Annotated in this window: 11 protein-coding genes and 1 tRNA gene; 9 read left to right on the top strand and 3 right to left on the bottom strand. The window is 32.4% G+C overall.

From position 1 onward, the window contains the following. Positions 1–49: 49 nt before the first annotated feature. On the bottom strand, positions 50–1,645 hold the full coding sequence (gldJ, locus tag HNQ03_RS11625; RefSeq protein ID WP_173779858.1) for a gliding motility lipoprotein GldJ: 1,596 nt from the start codon (positions 1,643–1,645) through the stop codon (positions 50–52). Between the two features lie 161 nt (positions 1,646–1,806). On the opposite strand from gldJ, the gene porU reads away from it, so the two are divergent. The 3 genes from porU to HNQ03_RS11610 all read left to right on the top strand — a co-directional run bounded on the left by porU (position 1,807) and on the right by HNQ03_RS11610 (position 9,212). After that, on the top strand, positions 1,807–5,682 hold the full coding sequence (gene porU, locus HNQ03_RS11620) for a type IX secretion system sortase PorU (protein WP_173779857.1): 3,876 nt from the start codon (positions 1,807–1,809) through the stop codon (positions 5,680–5,682). A gap of 33 nt (positions 5,683–5,715) precedes the next feature. Beyond that, entirely contained in the window at positions 5,716–6,882 is a 1,167-nt protein-coding gene (porV, locus tag HNQ03_RS11615; RefSeq protein WP_173779856.1) for a type IX secretion system outer membrane channel protein PorV, read from the top strand. Between the two features lie 92 nt (positions 6,883–6,974). After that, positions 6,975–9,212, top strand: a complete 2,238-nt coding sequence (locus HNQ03_RS11610; protein ID WP_173779855.1) for an FUSC family protein — start codon at positions 6,975–6,977, stop codon at positions 9,210–9,212. Here HNQ03_RS11610 and HNQ03_RS11605 read toward each other — a convergent pair. Further along, entirely contained in the window at positions 9,209–9,871 is a 663-nt protein-coding gene (locus HNQ03_RS11605) for a 4'-phosphopantetheinyl transferase family protein (RefSeq protein WP_173779854.1), read from the bottom strand. The genes HNQ03_RS11610 and HNQ03_RS11605 overlap by 4 nt on opposite strands. 133 nt (positions 9,872–10,004) lie before the next feature. Between HNQ03_RS11605 and HNQ03_RS11600 the strand changes: the two genes are divergently transcribed. The 4 genes from HNQ03_RS11600 (at position 10,005) to HNQ03_RS11585 (ending at position 14,218) form a co-directional block, all read left to right on the top strand. After that, a complete protein-coding gene (locus HNQ03_RS11600) occupies positions 10,005–10,826 on the top strand; it encodes a hypothetical protein (protein WP_173779853.1) in 822 nt (273 codons plus the stop codon). 118 nt (positions 10,827–10,944) lie between these two features. Beyond that, the gene (ahcY, locus tag HNQ03_RS11595) at positions 10,945–12,258 is read left to right on the top strand and encodes an adenosylhomocysteinase (RefSeq protein WP_173779852.1); all 1,314 of its coding nucleotides are present in this window, start codon (positions 10,945–10,947) and stop codon (positions 12,256–12,258) included. A 92-nt stretch (positions 12,259–12,350) separates the two neighbouring features. Then, entirely contained in the window at positions 12,351–13,679 is a 1,329-nt protein-coding gene (locus tag HNQ03_RS11590; RefSeq protein WP_173779851.1) for an aspartyl protease family protein, read from the top strand. A gap of 2 nt (positions 13,680–13,681) precedes the next feature. Continuing rightward, positions 13,682–14,218 (top strand): hypothetical protein, encoded by a 537-nt coding sequence (locus HNQ03_RS11585; protein ID WP_173779850.1) that lies wholly within the window; start codon positions 13,682–13,684, stop codon positions 14,216–14,218. On the opposite strand, the gene HNQ03_RS11580 is transcribed toward HNQ03_RS11585, so the two are convergent. After that, the gene (locus HNQ03_RS11580) at positions 14,215–15,165 is read right to left on the bottom strand and encodes a L,D-transpeptidase (protein WP_173779849.1); all 951 of its coding nucleotides are present in this window, start codon (positions 15,163–15,165) and stop codon (positions 14,215–14,217) included. The genes HNQ03_RS11585 and HNQ03_RS11580 overlap by 4 nt on opposite strands. A 622-nt stretch (positions 15,166–15,787) precedes the next feature. On the opposite strand from HNQ03_RS11580, the gene HNQ03_RS11575 reads away from it, so the two are divergent. Both HNQ03_RS11575 and HNQ03_RS11570 read left to right on the top strand, forming a co-directional pair. Beyond that, entirely contained in the window at positions 15,788–16,810 is a 1,023-nt protein-coding gene (locus HNQ03_RS11575; RefSeq protein WP_173779848.1) for an asparaginase, read from the top strand. Positions 16,811–16,878: 68 nt separating this feature from the next. Further along, positions 16,879–16,965: transfer RNA gene (locus tag HNQ03_RS11570), tRNA-Ser, on the top strand. Positions 16,966–17,406 lie beyond the last annotated feature (441 nt).

Raw genomic sequence — 17,406 nt, 5'->3', positions numbered from 1 at the left:
AAAAATCCTTCCTATAAATAGGAAGGATTTGTATTAAATTTAGAAGATATTATCTTCTCGTTCTACTTTTTTCATTTGATTTAGCATCTTGCGCTACACGGAAACCAATCCAACCAAAGCCTTGTTTTTCATCTTTGTATCTTCTTTGGCCCGGATCTAACCAGTATGCTGTATCTTGCCAAGAACCACCTTTCACAACTCTAATATAATTAGCAACTTGCGAGGTTCTGTTTGCAACGTCTTTTTCTAAAATCACTTTACCGTTTGCATCTACATAAAAGTTCTTTTTTGGAGCATTATACATAGAAAAATTCGGATCTGTGCTGTCAGATTCTGTTCTGTATTCAAGAGAAGATCTTCTATCACCGTCTCTGAAATTACTGTAATCTGCAATTACTTCTCTTTCGAATTCACCTGGTAAATTTCTTGGAACTAATCTTCCGTCATTCAAAGTATCAAATTTCATTGTACCTTGTTCTACTTTTTTATAAGAACCGTCTCCATTTCTATTAATTTTTTGAGTAACATTTCCTCTAAAGTAATTGAAATCGCTATATTCTGCATCAATTATAGGTCTGTAAACATCCGCGCACCATTCTGCAACGTTTCCATACATTCCATAAAGACCTAGAGCATTAGATGGGAAATCTTTAACATCTGCAGTTCTTGCAGCACCATCATTTTTCCATCCAGGTACACCAGAGTAATCACCAGTTCCATTTTTGAAATTTTCTAAGAACATACCAGAATTTTTTCCTTTTGTTCCTCTTAAATTTTCAATCTCTGGATTTTTACCTAGAAGATTATTGTATTCTCTATTTTTTTCAACTGCAAGAGCAGCAAATTCCCATTCTACTTCTGTAGGAAGTCTGAATTTGGTAACTAGATCTGAATTTGGAGAACCATTTGCTGATCTTACTCTATCAGTAACTCCTTTCAATCCAGATTTTTGATCTAACCTTTGTTTATTAATATAAGCTGCCATCTCTGGATCATTCGATTTGAATTTATCCATATTAAAGGCTGTAGCTCCAATATTATTAGAATCATTAAGGTATAAATTTTTAGCTATTACGCCTTTATCCATTAATGCTTTTTCATTTGCTCTATTGGTAAGCCAATCACAATAATTATTTGCTTGTGTCCAAGTAACTCCTACAACTGGGTAGAAATCATAACCTGGATCTCTGAAATAATTGGTAGCATTATCATTTCTTGATAATTTGTTTTCCCAAAGCAAAGTATCTGGTAAAGCTCCACTATAAATTTCTTTAAAATCTGGATCAGATGGTGGAAATACGTACTTTAACCACGTAAGATATTCACGGTATTCATAATTTGTGATTTCCGTTTCACCCATGAAGAAAGAACTTACCTGCATTCTATGCGGCGTATTGTTCCAATCATGCATTACATCATCTTTCACCAATCCCATCGTGAAAGTTCCTCCTTCAACAAGCACCATTCCTGGCCAACCTTTTTGTTTTTCTTGTTTTCCGGCAAAGAACCAACCTTTCTTGTCGTTTGGTTTCCATCCTGTTTTACTCACAAAGCTTTTAGTGCCACCACCATTACTACCTCCACAACTGGAAAGAATAAATGCTGAACTTAATGCTATTAATGAAAATAACTTTAGTTTTTTCATAGTTTAATTAATGTTTACAAAGTACAAAGAAATAATATTTTTATTAATAAATCAAGTAAAAAATTGATTTTTTTATCGAATGCAGCGAAATTATTTTTATTCTATCATACAATATTTTATAAATTTTCGTTTAATTTGTAATTTAGAAATACATTCGCAATATGATCAGGCTTTATACTTTTTTATTTTTATTAGTTTTTAATAGTTTTTATTTTTCTCAAAGAGTCAATATTCAATGGGATGGCTCTCAAATCCACGATTTCGGTGTAGCCAAAATGAATCTTCCTCATTTTACCAATGAAGGATTTTCATTCGACCAAAATAATATATTTATTAATATAAAACAAAATGTTCCAGAAAAAAATTTAAAAATTGATAATATTCAATGGGATAATATTACTGGAAAAGACTTGTATGATTTGGTTCCGAATGATATTGCAGATCATGAAATTTCTGGAATTTCTTACTACAACGGAGAAAACGGTAGTATAGCTTCTATCAATTTAGCATTATTTAGATCTTTTAATAATCAATTACAACGTGTATCTTCTTTTAATTTATCGAGTGGAAATAGTACTCCGCGACAAATACAGAAGGTTGGAACAACTAATAATCCGCTTTCTTCTGGTGATTTCTACAAAATAAAAGTAGATAAATCTGGTATTTTTAAAATTACAAGTCAATTTTTACAGAGCAATGGTATAAATCCAGGAAATGTAAACCCCAAAAATTTTAGAATTTACGGTAATGGTGGAGTCATGCTTTCAGAATTTAACCAAAATACAAAATATGATGCATTGCAAGAAAATGCTATACAAGTTGTAGGTGAAGATGATGGAGTTTGGAATACTGGGGATTTCGCATTGTTTTATGCTCAAGGTCCGGATGGATATAATTTGTATGATACTACAAATGGCAATGGCTTTAAAAGAACGGATACCAGAACAGACAGAAGCAATAACGTGAAAAATATATATGAAGACGTTTCTTATTACTTTATCAATTTTGATAAAGGGCCTGGTAAAAGGGTACAGTTGCAAGATGAAGTGCTACCTGCTAATCTAATAACGAGGTATGATGATTTTCAATTTATAAATAAAGACGAAGTAAATTTATTAAAATTAGGTAGATTATGGCTAGATGCCGCATTTTTTTCTACCCCAAAAACTGTTACTTTTAATACAAATTCCCCAATACAAGCTGGGGATTTAATAAGATACAGAACCCAAGTTGTTGGTTCTAACGCACAAGGCACAAATATTCAATTCAACGTAAACTCACAGAATAATTCTACTCAAACCGTACCAAGTGGAGCTGCACAAATATTCATTCCACTGCGATATAGCGGTTTTGTGAGTAATTTATCTGGTAATTCTATCTCAATTAATTATACTCCAAATGTGACTATTAATCCTAATGGTGTATTTTATTTAGATTATGCAGAGGTGCAGTACAAAGAAAATCTAAATTTTAATGGTTCGCAGATGAATTTTAGAGATTTTTCTCTTCAAAGCGGATCCGGAACGCTATATGGTTTTTCTGTAGCAAATGCTACTGCGATGGATCAGATTTGGGATGTATCTGACCTTACAAATGCGAGTAGAAAAGTGAATAAAGCATCAAATAATTCTACGTTTAATTTTGGATACTCTACCAATAGTCCTGTTTTCAATAATGAATTTGTGGCATTTCGTGCAGATGCAGCCTTCTCGCCAGCTTTCGTCGGGAAAATAACCAATCAAAATTTGAAAGGTTTGCAAAATGTAGATTATGTGATTCTTACTCAACCTCAAATGATTCCCCAAGCACAAAGATTGGCAAATTACCATCAAACAAAGAATAATTATAATGTACAAATAGTAGATATTAATAAAATTTATAACGAATATAGCAGTGGTAGCCAAGATATGACTGCAATTAGAGATTTTATTACGGAACTAAATAGACCAGCTGGAACATTAAAATATGTTTTTATCTTAGGTGATGCAACTTATGATTTCAAAAATAGAACACCCAATAATTTTAACATCGTACCAGGATTTCAAAGTGAATATAGTGCAGATTTTGTAAATTCTTATGTAACAGATGATTATTTTGCAATGACGCAACCGCAAACTTCTACATTCATCCCGGGTATCATTCCAGATATACCAGTCGGTAGAATTCCTGCGGCAAATATTACAGAAGCGACAAATATGATTGATAAAACATTGGGCTATTACAATGCTTTGCCAGGACAATCTACCCCATTTGGTGTGTGGAGAATGAAATTAGATTTTTTCGCAGATGATGATAATGATGGCGGAACACCTTTTCACACGGTAATGAATAGTGCATTGGTGCAAACATTTGAAGGCACTTCTGATAAGCCAGAGTACAACGTAAGAAAAGCATATAATGATTCTTTCCCCGCTATAAGCACGGCAGGTGGACAAAGATATCCGCAAGTAAATCAAATTATTTCTAATGATATAAGCAATAGCATGTATATGTTCTACTTTGGACATGGTGGACCAAATGGATGGTCTCAAGAAAGAATTTTAACCTCAGATGAAGTTTCAAATTTTAATAATTTTAATCAAATTTATAGTAGAACGCCTTTCGTATCTACCATTACCTGCGAATTTACGCTTTGGGACGAGCCGAATGTATTTTCTACTGGAGAGCAAACCATGAAATTGAAGAATGGCGGAGCATCTTCTATGATTACCTCTAGCAGAGCAATAGATGTAGGATATGGTGTACTTTTTACTGCGGAATTTACGCGGACGATGTTCAAACTTCTCAATGATGATTTTAAAACATTGGGAGATGCACACCTTGAAGCGAAACAGAATTTTGGCGGAAATTCCAATCATTTTAAAGTAAACTTTTTTGGAGATCCAGCCATGAAAATGAGTAGACCCAAAAGATTAATACAAATTGATAACATTGCAACACCAGTTCCAAATATTATAAGAGCTTTAGATTTTGTAACTATTACCGGACATATAAATAATGCAAGTGGATCTGTAGATACTACATTTAATGGGAAGGTTGCAATTAATATTTTCGACAAAAAGGTATCCAAATCTACTTTAAATAATGATGGGAATCTGGTTCCAATTTTAAATTATATAGAAGAAGGAAGCCCAATCGTAAAAGCTGCAGGAGTAGCCATTAATGGGCAATTTACGGTAGAATTTTATGTGCCAAATGATATTAATTATGTAGTTGGAACAGGTAGAATTCTTGCTTATGCGGATAATAATGTTTTTGATGTATTCACAAATTTACCTTATCAAATAGGAGACATCAATCCTAATGGAATTACAGACAGCACTCCACCAGCGGTAAGATTATATATGAATAACACGAATTTTGCAAACGGCGGCATCACCAATCAAAATCCACTTTTATTGGCATGTATCACAGATGATACAGGTATTAATAGCACAGGATCAGGTATCGGACATGATATAACGGTATTTCTAGATGGGCAAATAATAAACACTGTAGTGTTAAATGATTTCTATAGTCCGGGAGATGGATTGGGCTGTGCCAGTCCAAATCTTGCAGAATATCAAAAGGGATATGTAACCTACCCTTTTAGAAATCTTGCACCAGGTGAGCACACACTTACATTTAAAGTTTGGGACATCAACAATAATTCTACTACGGAAACGTTAAACTTTATAGTAAAAGATGAAACTGATCAACAATTGCAAGTAAAAAGATTGCTGAACTGGCCAAACCCTTTCACAGATAAAACGTATATCCAATTTGAACATAATTGTGATGATATTCTTGATGTGAACGTACAAATTTATACCATCACCGGAAAATTAGTAAAAACAATAAGCCAATCTGTATCTGGAGAACCATTTTTTGAAGGTTTCAGAACACCAAGACAAGCGATAATGTGGGATGGAAAAGACGATTTTGGCGATACAGTAGGGAAAGGAACCTATATTTTTAAGATTTTTGCTCGCAGCCAGAATCAAGACAAATGCAAAGGTGGAGCAACTGCAATAGAAAAGATGGTATTATTAAAATAATTATTATATTTGAACTTTAAAAAATAAGATTATATGGATTTCACAAAAAAATTGCTTTTAGGCGTAGGATTAGGATTTAGTTTCGCTGCTTTTGCACAAGACTTGAGCAACATACGGCCCGTTCTAACCGGAGCACCTTTTTTGCGCGTTGCACCAGATGCTAGATCTGGTGGTCTAGGAGATCAAGGTGTGGTTACATCTCCGGATGTTTATTCTCAATTTTGGAATGCAGCAAAATATCCTTTCAGCAGAACTACTTCTGGTGTAGGTGTCAATTATACTCCATATCTTAATAAACTTACCAACGATGTTTTTCTCATTTATGGTTCTTACTTCACATTTATAGGTGATGAAGAAAGATCTACAATATCTGCAAGTTTGTATTATTTCAACATGGGAGAGGTAGATTTGAGAACTTTGGTTGGTGAAAATACTGTGGCAGATGGCGGTACAGCAAAACCAAATGAATTTTCAGTAGATGTAGCGTATGCTTTAAAATTAGCAGACTCTTTTTCTATGGCTGTTACTGGTAGATTTATACGTTCAGATTTATCGGGTGGTTTCAACACAGATACAACTTTAAAAGCAGCAAACTCTTTTGCAGTTGATGTTTCTGGATACTATTCTTCTCCAAAATTCTCTGGATTAGGAGGTATGGATAATAAATTAAATGCAGGTTTTTCTGTTCAAAATTTAGGACCAAAACTAGACTATACAGGAGACGATGAATCTAGATCTTATTTGCCAACCATTGGTAGATTAGGTTTAGGATATGATTTCTTTATTGATGACATGAACAAAGTGAGCATCACCGCAGAAGGATCTAAATTATTGGTTCCAGGGCAAGAAGTTACTGGACAAGATAGAAATGGAAACGATACTTTTGCTATACCAAATGTAGGCGTTCTACAAGGTATAGGAAAATCCTTTAACAATGAAAAAAGCATCATGCTTTCTGGAGGTGTAGAATATTCTTATGATAATGCGTTCTTTTTAAGAGGAGGTTACTTCCATGAGAGTGAGGAGCAAGGCGCAAGACAATTCGGTACTGCTGGTATTGGATTGAAATATAATTCTTTCGCTTTGGATGTTTCTTATTTAATAAATACTTCAAAAATAAATTCAGCGCTAGACAATACATTAAGATTTGGTCTTACATGGAATATCGGCGAAGAAACTTACAACGCACAAGATTATTAATAAAATAATTTCTTAAAATATAAAACCTCAATTGCTTGAGGTTTTTTTTATGAATAGGTTTCAGTAGTTTTGCATAACATCAAAGAATACAAGTGAATTATACATCTGAATTAAAAAAATTTGCAACCAGCCAAGCCTTATTCTCCGGAATGAGAGTTGCTCTTGCAGTGGTAATTCCGAGTATAATTTTGGCCTATTTTGGCTTGCTAAAAGAGTATTTCCTATTTCCACTAGCCACAAGTTTTGTAGGACTTACAGATCAAATAGGGCCATATATCAGACGGAGAAATACCTTAATTTTTGCAATTACAAATTTCATTCTCGTTGCCGCAATTGCCTCACTATTAAAAGATTACACTGTATTTATTTATTTAGAAATCATCATATTTGGCATTATTTACTCTATGTTTGGAGTGTACGGACAAAGATTGTCAGTAGTTGGTGGTATTTCCCTGGTCATTTTTTCTGTATTTGTAGATGGTCATCTATCCGGAGATGATATTTTAAAAAGCATACTTATATTTTCCGCAGGTTGTTTTTGGTTTTTATTTATTTTCCTTGTTGTTTCAAAACTTCAACCTTACAAACTAGCGAGCCAACTGATAGGTGAAAATTATATTCAACTTGCCGAGTATTTAAGATTAAGAGCACAATTTTACAAAGTTGGTGTAGAGGCAGAAAATAAAATAAGTGAGGTAATTTCTCAGCTGAGCATCATAAAAACATTGCAAGAAGATACACGAGAAGTATTATTTAAAACCAGAAAGATTGTTGATGAAGCCACCAACCAAAGTAGAATGTTGATGTTGATGTTTCTGACATCTATAGATTTTTACGAAAAATTAATTACCACAAATACGGATTTTAAGAAGTTACAAGAAAATTTTTCCGAGACGGGAATTCTCACAGATATCCATGATCATCTCCTCTATCTTGCAGAAGAAGTAGAAAATGTAGGAATAGCACTGCAAAGTGGGAATAAAATTTCACCCAATATTAATATCAACATCCATTTAGAAAAAGTATATCAAAAATATTTTCAACTTCGCAATGCTAATTTAAATGAAACCAATCTAGAGAAATATTTATCTCTAAGATTAGTGATGATGCGCATAAAAGAAATGAACGATGAGGTAAAAATCATTCAAAAAAAATGGTCACAGAACGAAAAAATTGAAAAGAACATTTCTAAAAATTTTGATGTCTTAAAATTTTTACCTCAAGAAGAAAAAATAAATTTTAAAATATTTGCGCAAAATTTTTCTTTAAAGTCTTCTCATTTTCGCCATGCAATCCGTTTAACAGTTGCTATGCTTTTGGGCTATGCAATTTCAAAATTTGAATTTCTCGGCATTGGGCATTCCTATTGGATTTTGATCACCATTATCGCGATTATAAGACCAGCGTACAGCATTACAAAACACCGAAATTTATTGCGAATTTACGGCACATTTGCCGGTGCACTTTTAGCGTATTTAATTCTGCATTTTGTAGGAAATAATACCGTTTTACTCACCATTTTATTTTCCAGCATGATTTTGTGTTTTTCATTGCTAAAAACCAAATATGCTTGGGCAGTATTCTTTATGACCATTTATATTTTTATTTCTTTCAATTTTTTAAATCCTGGTAATGTAAATGTAATTTTTAAAGATAGACTTGTAGATACTACTATTGCAGGCGTTTTGGTGTTTTTAGTTTCTCTATTTATTTTTCCTATTTGGGAAGAGGCACTCAACAAACCTTTGATGGAAATTTGTTTGAAAGAAAACCTCAACTATTACAAAGTCGTCATGGAAAATCTGCTACAAAACACAGAAAAGGCAGAAAATTATAAGTTGAAAAGAAGAGATGCCATCATTTCTTTAGCAAATCTATCAGATAACTTTCAGCGGATGCTTTCCGACCCAAAGAATCATCAAGAAAGATTGGAATATGTGCATCAATTTGTAAACACTTCTCACCTCGCTTTGGGTTACACCGCTTCTCTTTCCCAATTTTCCGATGCTACGAAATTGTTTAGCAAAATTGATTTTAACCAATGGAACATCAAAATTTTGCAGCAATTTGCAGAAATTGAAGAAATTTTTAAAAATGAAGAAGATTCTCCACAAAATTCCGCGATTTTGGAAAAACCGAAAAATCACCTAGAAAGTTTATTAAAGATAAGGAAAAACGAGATAGAAGAAAATGAATTTTTTGATAAAAGAGATATATCAAAAATTTCTATGCTTGCAGAATTAAATAACATTACAGAGTTACTAGAACTCTTGTCAGAAGTACTTGCCGAGCAAAAAAGAATAAGTATAAGTTATTGTAAATTGCTTTAAAACATCTTTTTATCTCTTGGAATTTTGTAATTTATTTTGTGATTTTCTTCAATAGTTGCAAAGTAGACATCATCAATCGTAGTAACTTTTGCGATATAATTATCTTCAAATTCATCATCAAAAACCCGACATTTTACCTCATCCAAACTATCTAAAGTAAATTTCTCTACTTCGTAATGCATTTTTAAAGACCAATATTTAGAAGCATGAAGTTTGTACAAAGCTTCTTTTATCACCCAAATAATTGTCAAAAAATCTACTTCATGATCTTTTGGAATCCACAAATGTTCATTAGGATGTAGAAACTTTTCCTTTATTCTGATGATTTTTGGAGTCGCTTTTTCCAAATCTATACCAATTCTTTTTTTAGAAATTGCCAATGCAGCCAGTGGAAAAGAGTGCGTGATAGAAATAAAAGCATCTTTTGGGAGCAAATAAGGTTGACCGATGGTTTTGTACAAAATTTTATGATCGGGATAAATCCTTTTCAGCATCGTTCGAATCATTAAATACTCTGCTAATTTCTCTGGCAAAAAACGCTCTACTCGTGCTCTGTTTTCTGGTTCGATTAATTTTTGATGGTCAAATTCTTCATTTTCATCAAAAGACCAAATCAAAATAATTGCATCGTCTGTTGAAAAATCTTGGTATAAAGGCATTTATTAATTTTAAAAGTAAAAATAAACAAAAAATTAGAATTGTATAACTCTGGAAAAAGAGAGAATTCTTCATATTCATCATTTTCTAAATAATTTTTTTTGTAAATTAAGCTAATTACAAAAAATCAACACTATGGATCGCAAAAAATTCTTAAAAAAAGCCTCATCTGGAGTAATTGCAGCAACATTACTTCCATTAATATCATTTAATGAAAAACATGAAATTGATAGCGTTTATGAAGATTATAAATCTGTTGATTTTAAAGATGTAGATGGTGAAAAATGGGTTTTATCATTTACAATTGATAATATTAAACTCACAAAATCTACAAGAGATATCATAATGTTAAAGCAAATACAAATGTTTGTAATGAAAGAAGAACCAAATGTAAATAAGACTTTATACTTCGATATAAATAATTTTTATTTTAAAAAATCCGGCTCAAAAAATTTATACTATTTATCTCTTAAAATAAATGAAAATAAAACCTACGGCGATATTGAATTTGCAGAGGATAATTTTGGAGAAAAATCGGTTTTGCTCATAGATAGAGGTGTAAACGCTTTAATTTATAATAAGGATTTGGAAACCGATATTAATTTTAATGTTGAAGAAAGAGAAATACCGGATAATATTGAATGTTTTTTAACTACAGCATGCGTATTTCATAAAGGTTTTCCAGATGATTGCTATGAATTAACGACGTTAAGAAATTTGCGAAAAAATATCATGAATCCAGACATCAACTATAAAAAATTGATTTCTGAATACGAAATTATCGCCCCAAAAATGCTCACAAATATAAACAATGCGTATAATAAGGGAGAAATTTTAGATCATATTTATGAAAATTTAGTTTTGCCTTCAGTAATGTTGGTAGAATCTGGGGAAAACAAGAGAGCAATTTTGCATTACACAGACTACGTAAAAGAAATGAAAAAACTTTATTTATAAATTTAGAACTAAATCTTATCATTATTAAAATTAAAGAAAGATATCTTGTTATTTTTTATCCAGTATTTTGTGTAAGAAAATTATAGTTCGTAAATTTGCATAAATATTTAAAAGATATATGGAAACTACAACACAATACGTTCCTTACAAAGTGAAGGACATTTCTCTAGCAGACTGGGGAAGAAAAGAAATTACATTAGCCGAAGCAGAAATGCCAGGTTTGATGGCTCTTCGTGAAGAATATGGCGCATCTCAACCTTTGAAAGGAGCAAGAATAGCAGGTTGTCTTCACATGACAATACAAACTGCAGTTTTAATCGAAACTTTGGTAGCACTTGGAGCAGATGTTACTTGGTCTTCTTGTAATATTTTTTCTACACAAGATCATGCAGCAGCAGCAATTGCAGCAGCAGGAATCCCAGTTTACGCTTGGAAAGGTCTTACGGAAGAAGAATTTAACTGGTGTATAGAGCAAACAGTATTTTTTGGTGAAGATAGACAGCCATTAAATATGATTTTGGATGATGGTGGAGATTTAACCAATTTGGTTTTTGATCACTATCCAGAATTAACTGCTGGAATTAAAGGACTTTCTGAAGAAACTACAACTGGAGTACATAGATTGTACGAAAGAATGAAAAATGGAACTTTGGTAATGCCTGCAATCAACGTAAATGATTCTGTAACAAAATCTAAATTTGATAACAAATACGGATGTAAAGAATCTGCTGTAGATGCTGTAAGAAGAGCTACAGATATTATGCTTGCTGGTAAAAGAGTAGTAGTTTGCGGATATGGTGATGTTGGTAAAGGTACTGCTGCATCTTTCAAAGGTGCTGGTTCTATCGTTACTGTTACAGAAATTGACCCAATTTGTGCTCTACAAGCTGCAATGGACGGTTTTGAAGTAAAAAAACTAGATACCGTAGTTGCAACTGCAGATATCGTAATTACCACTACAGGAAATTTCAACATCATTACAGGTGAACATTTCAAAAAAATGAAAGATAAAACAATCGTTTGTAACATCGGACATTTTGATAATGAAATTGATATGGCTTGGTTGAACGGAAATTATGGCCACACAAAAGACGAGATCAAACCTCAAGTAGATTTATACAACATTGATGGAAACGATATCATCATCCTTGCAGAAGGTAGATTGGTAAATTTAGGTTGCGCAACAGGACACCCAAGTTTTGTGATGAGTAACTCTTTCACCAACCAAACTTTAGCACAATTAGAACTTTGGAAAAATTCTGAAGCTTATGGAAACGAAGTGTATATGCTACCAAAACATTTAGATGAAAAAGTAGCTTACTTGCACCTTGCAAAATTAGGAGTAGAATTGGAAGTACTTTCAGACAAACAAGCTGCATATATTGGAGTTGAAGTTGAAGGTCCATACAAACCAGAATACTACAGATACTAGATTTAAATCTTAATAATTAATTAATCCGTTTCAATATTGAAACGGATTTTTTATTTTGAAATAATTCCAGAAATAAATCGTAAATTCAAGAGATGAAATGGTTTCTTCTAATATTTGTATTTTTTGGTCAGTTTTGCTTCGGGCAAAGCAGATTTACGATACCAAGTGGAGATAGAAAAATCACCATACCTTTTCAATTAATTAATAATTTGATATTTGTAGAGGTAGAATTAAATTCCGTTCCGCTCACTTTTTTAGTAGATACTGGCGTGAACCAAACTTTATTAATCAGCAAAGGCGATACAGATATAAATTTTACAAATGCTGAAAAAATAAAATTCACAGGTTTAGGAGGTGAATTAAATGTAGATGGTTTGAAATCTACCAATAACATGATGAAAATTTCTGAGAAGTTTATAGATTATCACCATACAGTCTACATAATATTAGATGAATTTTTTAATTTTTCTGCACATGTTGGTATTCCCGTTCACGGTATTATAGGATACGATTTTTTTCAAAAACATCAAATACAAATTGATTATAGTACAAAAAGAATCACCATTTATAATGATGCAAAATATTTCAAAAGAAAAACGAAATCATTTGCAGAAGTTCCCATTTCTATTGATGGAAACAAGCCTTACGTGGTAACAAATGCAAATTTCAACAATGAAAACAACGCCGCAAAACTTTTGATAGATATTGGAAATAGTGATGCATTGTGGTTATTTCCGTCTGCATTAAAAAAAATTCCAGTGGATAGACCAAATATAGACGATTTTTTGGGAAGAGGTTTTAATGGAGATATATTTGGAAAACGAACAAGAATAGAGAAACTTATTTTAAAAGATTTTGTATTTGATCAACCCATTACTTCGCTTCCAGATTCGATTTCTATACAACAATTGGAATTGAAAAATGAAAGAAAAGGATCCATCGGTAGCGAAATAATGCGCAGACTTGATGTAGTTTTTGACTATCCTAACCGCAAAATTTATATCAAAAAAAATAGATTTTTTGAGGAGCCATTTCTTTTTAATAAAAGTGGATTAGATTTTAAACATATTGGCGTCACCTATGAAAAAGAGTATATAAAAATGTCTAATGGAGGTAATGAAAACAATGTATCTTCTCAAGCATTGGTCACCACTTCAGAATTTATATACAAATTTGTTTTGAAGCCAGTCTTTGCAATTTCGTCGGTTCGTTCAAATTCATCTTCATATTTTGCTGGTTTGCAAAAGGATGATGTTTTGCAAAAAATAAATGGTAGAAGTACATCCTACACTACTCTATCAGAGTTAAATGAAATGATGAAGCAAGAAGATGGAAAAACATTCAAATTCGAAATATTAAGAGGTGGATATCCTATGGAATTCACCATCACATTGAAAGATCCAATCCCTTATCAAAAATAACTATGAAACCAGAAATATCCAGTATTGATAGAATTCGCACCCGGCCAAGATTTAAAGTTTATACAACATTATCTCCAGATGAATATGCATCTAGTTTGAAAAAATACATCGCTGAAAATAAGGAATTTAGCGGCAACGTGAATAGGGAAATTGCTACAATTTACCTAGAAACAGAGGAAGATTTTTACTACAAACCTTATTTATCTTTGCGCACAGAAATAGATGAAGGCAAAACGGTAGTGCGAGGAGTTTTTGGTCCTAGTTCTAATATCTGGACGATGTTTATGTTTCTCTATAGTTTTTTAATACTATCTTTTGGTAGTTTAATGATGCTCTGGTTTGTAGGAAATAATATAAAAATCGAGGATTTTACTTGGTGTTTACCCGTGGCATTAGTTGTACTCGCTTTGATAATCTTCACCTACGCTGCAGCAAGATTTGGACAAAATAAAAGCAAAAGGGAAATGGCACAACTCCGCAGATTTGCTATAGAATCTACCTTAGAATTTGAAGATTTAGATGTAGAAAATGAAGATTAAGCATCGTTATTTTTTTCTGCTTCTCTCCTACTTCTTACTTCTTCAGAATTCTTTTGCTCTTCCAAAATTTTGGTAAGAATTGGTTGTACTATTTCAGACATCTTTTCTTCAGATAAGGTATTTGCTTCCGGATTTTTCAGTAGATTTCGCCATGGTTTTGTTTTAAATTCCGCATCACCAAAAACCAATACAGGAGTTCCTTTTGCCAAAACTTTGTTTCCAGTATTGTCCAAAACCCACTGATCTGCAAAGCCATACAACCATTTTGCATCTTCATTTAGCAATCTTAAACAAGAATGGGAAGCGTGATAGCCGGGTAAATCGTATTGATGCCAACCAATTCCTAATCTATTGTAAATATTAAAATTAAAGCCTAATTTCCAAGAGGAATTTACGGTAGAAGTTGCCATTTCACTTTTCCAATTGGTGAAAGTAAGTCCTTTTTCTGTTGGCGTACCTTGTTTTCCCATACTAGATGGTCCCCATTTTTTTAAAATTCCGTTTTCGTAAACAGCAAAAGCGTGAATGGCGTAAGAAAAGAAAACCATTTTCTTAACCGCAGAAAGATTTTCAACTTTTTTGGGAAAAGGCGAATAAATTAAAAAATCTGTATCCAATTTTTCTGGAATTATCAAAGTATCTGCGCGCCATTTATTTTTTTTATCTAATCTATTTAAGGCTAAAATCGTGTATTGCTCTTCTTCAGAATATTTTTCGTCAAAAGCAGCCATTGCAGAATCTTTTTTACCTTTTGGGAAAACAAACTCAGAATATTTAATAGGTTCAACCTTCTGTTCTACAATTTCTTGTTGTACTTCAGCCTTTTTCGAAGCTACATCAGAAGCACTGTTTGATGTTGTATTTTGTACCGATTCATTTTTTTCGCATTGCAGAAATAGGAAAGAAAGGCAAAACAGCATGGAAATAGTACAGATTTTTTTGAGCATTTAAGATTGGTTTTTAGTTACGGAATGCTTGTCAAGAATAATACCAAGATTTATAAAATTAAAAAATTTAAACCGTTAAACTTCTAAATGCGATTCATTATTAAAAAATACATCGTTTTAATCATATTTTTATTTGTCCATTTGCACTTGCTTAAATGTGTTCCGCTTCACTTCTGTAATTGAATATAATAAGCTTCTTATAAAAAATACTGATTTTAAGTTTCCATCAAAACAACATTTGGTGAAAAGTCCATCTTTTGGCTCTTCATTTTTTACTTGATCTGTTGCCGAATTATCAATATTTAACCTGTCGATATTTGAGGCTGCAGAAGCAATTGCAAGTTTCTCATCATTAAAACTTGAAGCTCCTGCATCAAACTTTTTTAAGAGAAAGCTGCAAGGAAATAAGTGAAAATAATAGTATAATTTTCATCAGTAAAAGTGAAAATTTTCTTTATTAAATTTTCTAACAAATTAAAAATATTCCTTCATGAATTGGATTCTAAAGTTGAAATAAATAATCGTATTTTTGGATTTATGAAATCGCTGTTAACAAATTTTCAAACAATCTAGGATAAAGTTTGAGCGATAACATATGACATTAAAAAATATATGTTTACATATGAAACGAAAAGTACTACTAATCTATACTGGCGGAACTATCGGTATGGAAAAAGACTACAAAACGGGAAGTTTACAGGCTTTCAATTTTGAAAATATTTTCCAAAAAATTCCGGAGATGAATTTGCTGGAATGCAAAGTTTCTGTACATCCCTTCAAAGTTCCATTGGATTCTTCGGATATGGGCCCAGAAGAATGGAAAATTATTGCCAACTACATCGGTAAAAATTATGAAAAATATGATGGATTTCTTATTCTTCATGGTACAGATACCATGTCTTATACTGCATCAGCATTAAGTTTTATGCTAAAAGGTTTGCGAAAACCAGTGATTCTCACAGGATCGCAATTGCCGATTGGAGATTTGAGGACAGACGCTAAGGAAAATCTACTAACGAGTTTGTACTACGCTAGTTTGTACGAAAACGACGAAGCTATGGTGCAAGAAGTAGCCCTTTATTTTGAATATAAATTGTTGAGAGGCAACCGAAGTTTAAAATACTCTGCGGAGTTTTTTGATGCTTACCAAAGTCCAAATTATTCCGTTTTAGGAAAATCTGGAGTTCATTTAAATATAGAAAGAGCCGAACTTTTCCGTGCAGATAAAGAAGAATCTTTTTGTGCAGACTTGCATATTTCTCAAGATGTTTTGTTTTGGCGCATATTTCCGGGAATGCAATTATCTCTATTTAAAGAATTGCCAAAAATGAAGGTTTTGATTTTGCAAGCATTCGGTTCTGGTACTATTTTTAATACTGAAAAAACAAGAAATACGCTTACAAAACTTAGAGAGAGTGGAACCGAGATTGTGGTAGTTTCTCAGTGTGTATCTGGTGGAATTTCCATTGGTAAATATAATAACAGCAATGTTTTTGCAGAGGTTGGGGCAATTTCTGGAAAAGACATGACGGCAGAAAGTGCCATCACCAAAGCGATGCATTTGTTGGACAATCCCAATTACGAAGGAACGTTTGCAGAAAACTTTGAGAAAAATTTAAGAGGTGAAATATCTGAGCATTTTTAAAATTTTTAAAAAAATATAAAAAACATCATAAGAATTCAATTAAAAAACTTATTTTTGCAATCCCATTCAGAGAGGTGTCCGAGTGGTTGAAGGAGCTAGCCTGGAAAGCTAGTATGCGGGTAACTGTATCGTGGGTTCGAATCCCATCCTCTCTACAAACAAGTCTAATAATCAGACAGTTAAGAACTACCAGGGACTAAAACAGGGACTAAACCCCCTGTTTTATTGGTTAAATCCATTGATGTCTCATCATGGATCATGTACAAAACCTGTTTATTATTTTCTTTTCTGCTGTTAAATCCTTCTGGTTTTTCTGTGGATATCTTTGATGTGATTTTCCGGTGTAGGTTTTGTAGGCATTTCCATAATATTTAAAACTAAATATTACTACGAGAACACTATAGTGGTTTATGCTAAAAGTAGTCTACTTTTTGCTGACGATTTACATTTTAACTAACATAGTAATTTTCCGTTACCCATATAATCAAGTTTAAAATTATTTAGTCAGCGCTTAAAAACACTATGATTTTCAATTTCTAAAATTTTAATATTGATATTTTCTGGAATTTTTGATTCCAAGTTAAAGTTATCACGGA

Origin of the sequence: Frigoriflavimonas asaccharolytica (genome assembly GCF_013294015.1) — a bacterium.
GTDB classification, from domain to species: Bacteria; Bacteroidota; Bacteroidia; order Flavobacteriales; family Weeksellaceae; genus Frigoriflavimonas; species Frigoriflavimonas asaccharolytica.
Note: the sequence above shows the minus strand (reverse complement) of the source record. Positions and strands in the feature narration are given on the sequence as shown.

Bases quoted from the DNA above. Each gene is read 5' to 3' on its own strand.
- gldJ (WP_173779858.1), bottom strand. From the start codon at position 1,645: ATGAAAAAACTAAAGTTATTTTCATTAATAGCATTAAGTTCAGCATTT.
- HNQ03_RS11600 (WP_173779853.1), top strand. From the start codon at position 10,005: ATGGATCGCAAAAAATTCTTAAAAAAAGCCTCATCTGGAGTAATTGCA.
- HNQ03_RS11580 (WP_173779849.1), bottom strand. From the start codon at position 15,165: ATGCTCAAAAAAATCTGTACTATTTCCATGCTGTTTTGCCTTTCTTTC.
- HNQ03_RS11575 (WP_173779848.1), top strand. From the start codon at position 15,788: ATGAAACGAAAAGTACTACTAATCTATACTGGCGGAACTATCGGTATG.
- porU (WP_173779857.1), top strand. From the start codon at position 1,807: ATGATCAGGCTTTATACTTTTTTATTTTTATTAGTTTTTAATAGTTTT.
- porV (WP_173779856.1), top strand. From the start codon at position 5,716: ATGGATTTCACAAAAAAATTGCTTTTAGGCGTAGGATTAGGATTTAGT.
- HNQ03_RS11590 (WP_173779851.1), top strand. From the start codon at position 12,351: ATGAAATGGTTTCTTCTAATATTTGTATTTTTTGGTCAGTTTTGCTTC.
- ahcY (WP_173779852.1), top strand. From the start codon at position 10,945: ATGGAAACTACAACACAATACGTTCCTTACAAAGTGAAGGACATTTCT.
- HNQ03_RS11585 (WP_173779850.1), top strand. From the start codon at position 13,682: ATGAAACCAGAAATATCCAGTATTGATAGAATTCGCACCCGGCCAAGA.
- HNQ03_RS11605 (WP_173779854.1), bottom strand. From the start codon at position 9,871: ATGCCTTTATACCAAGATTTTTCAACAGACGATGCAATTATTTTGATT.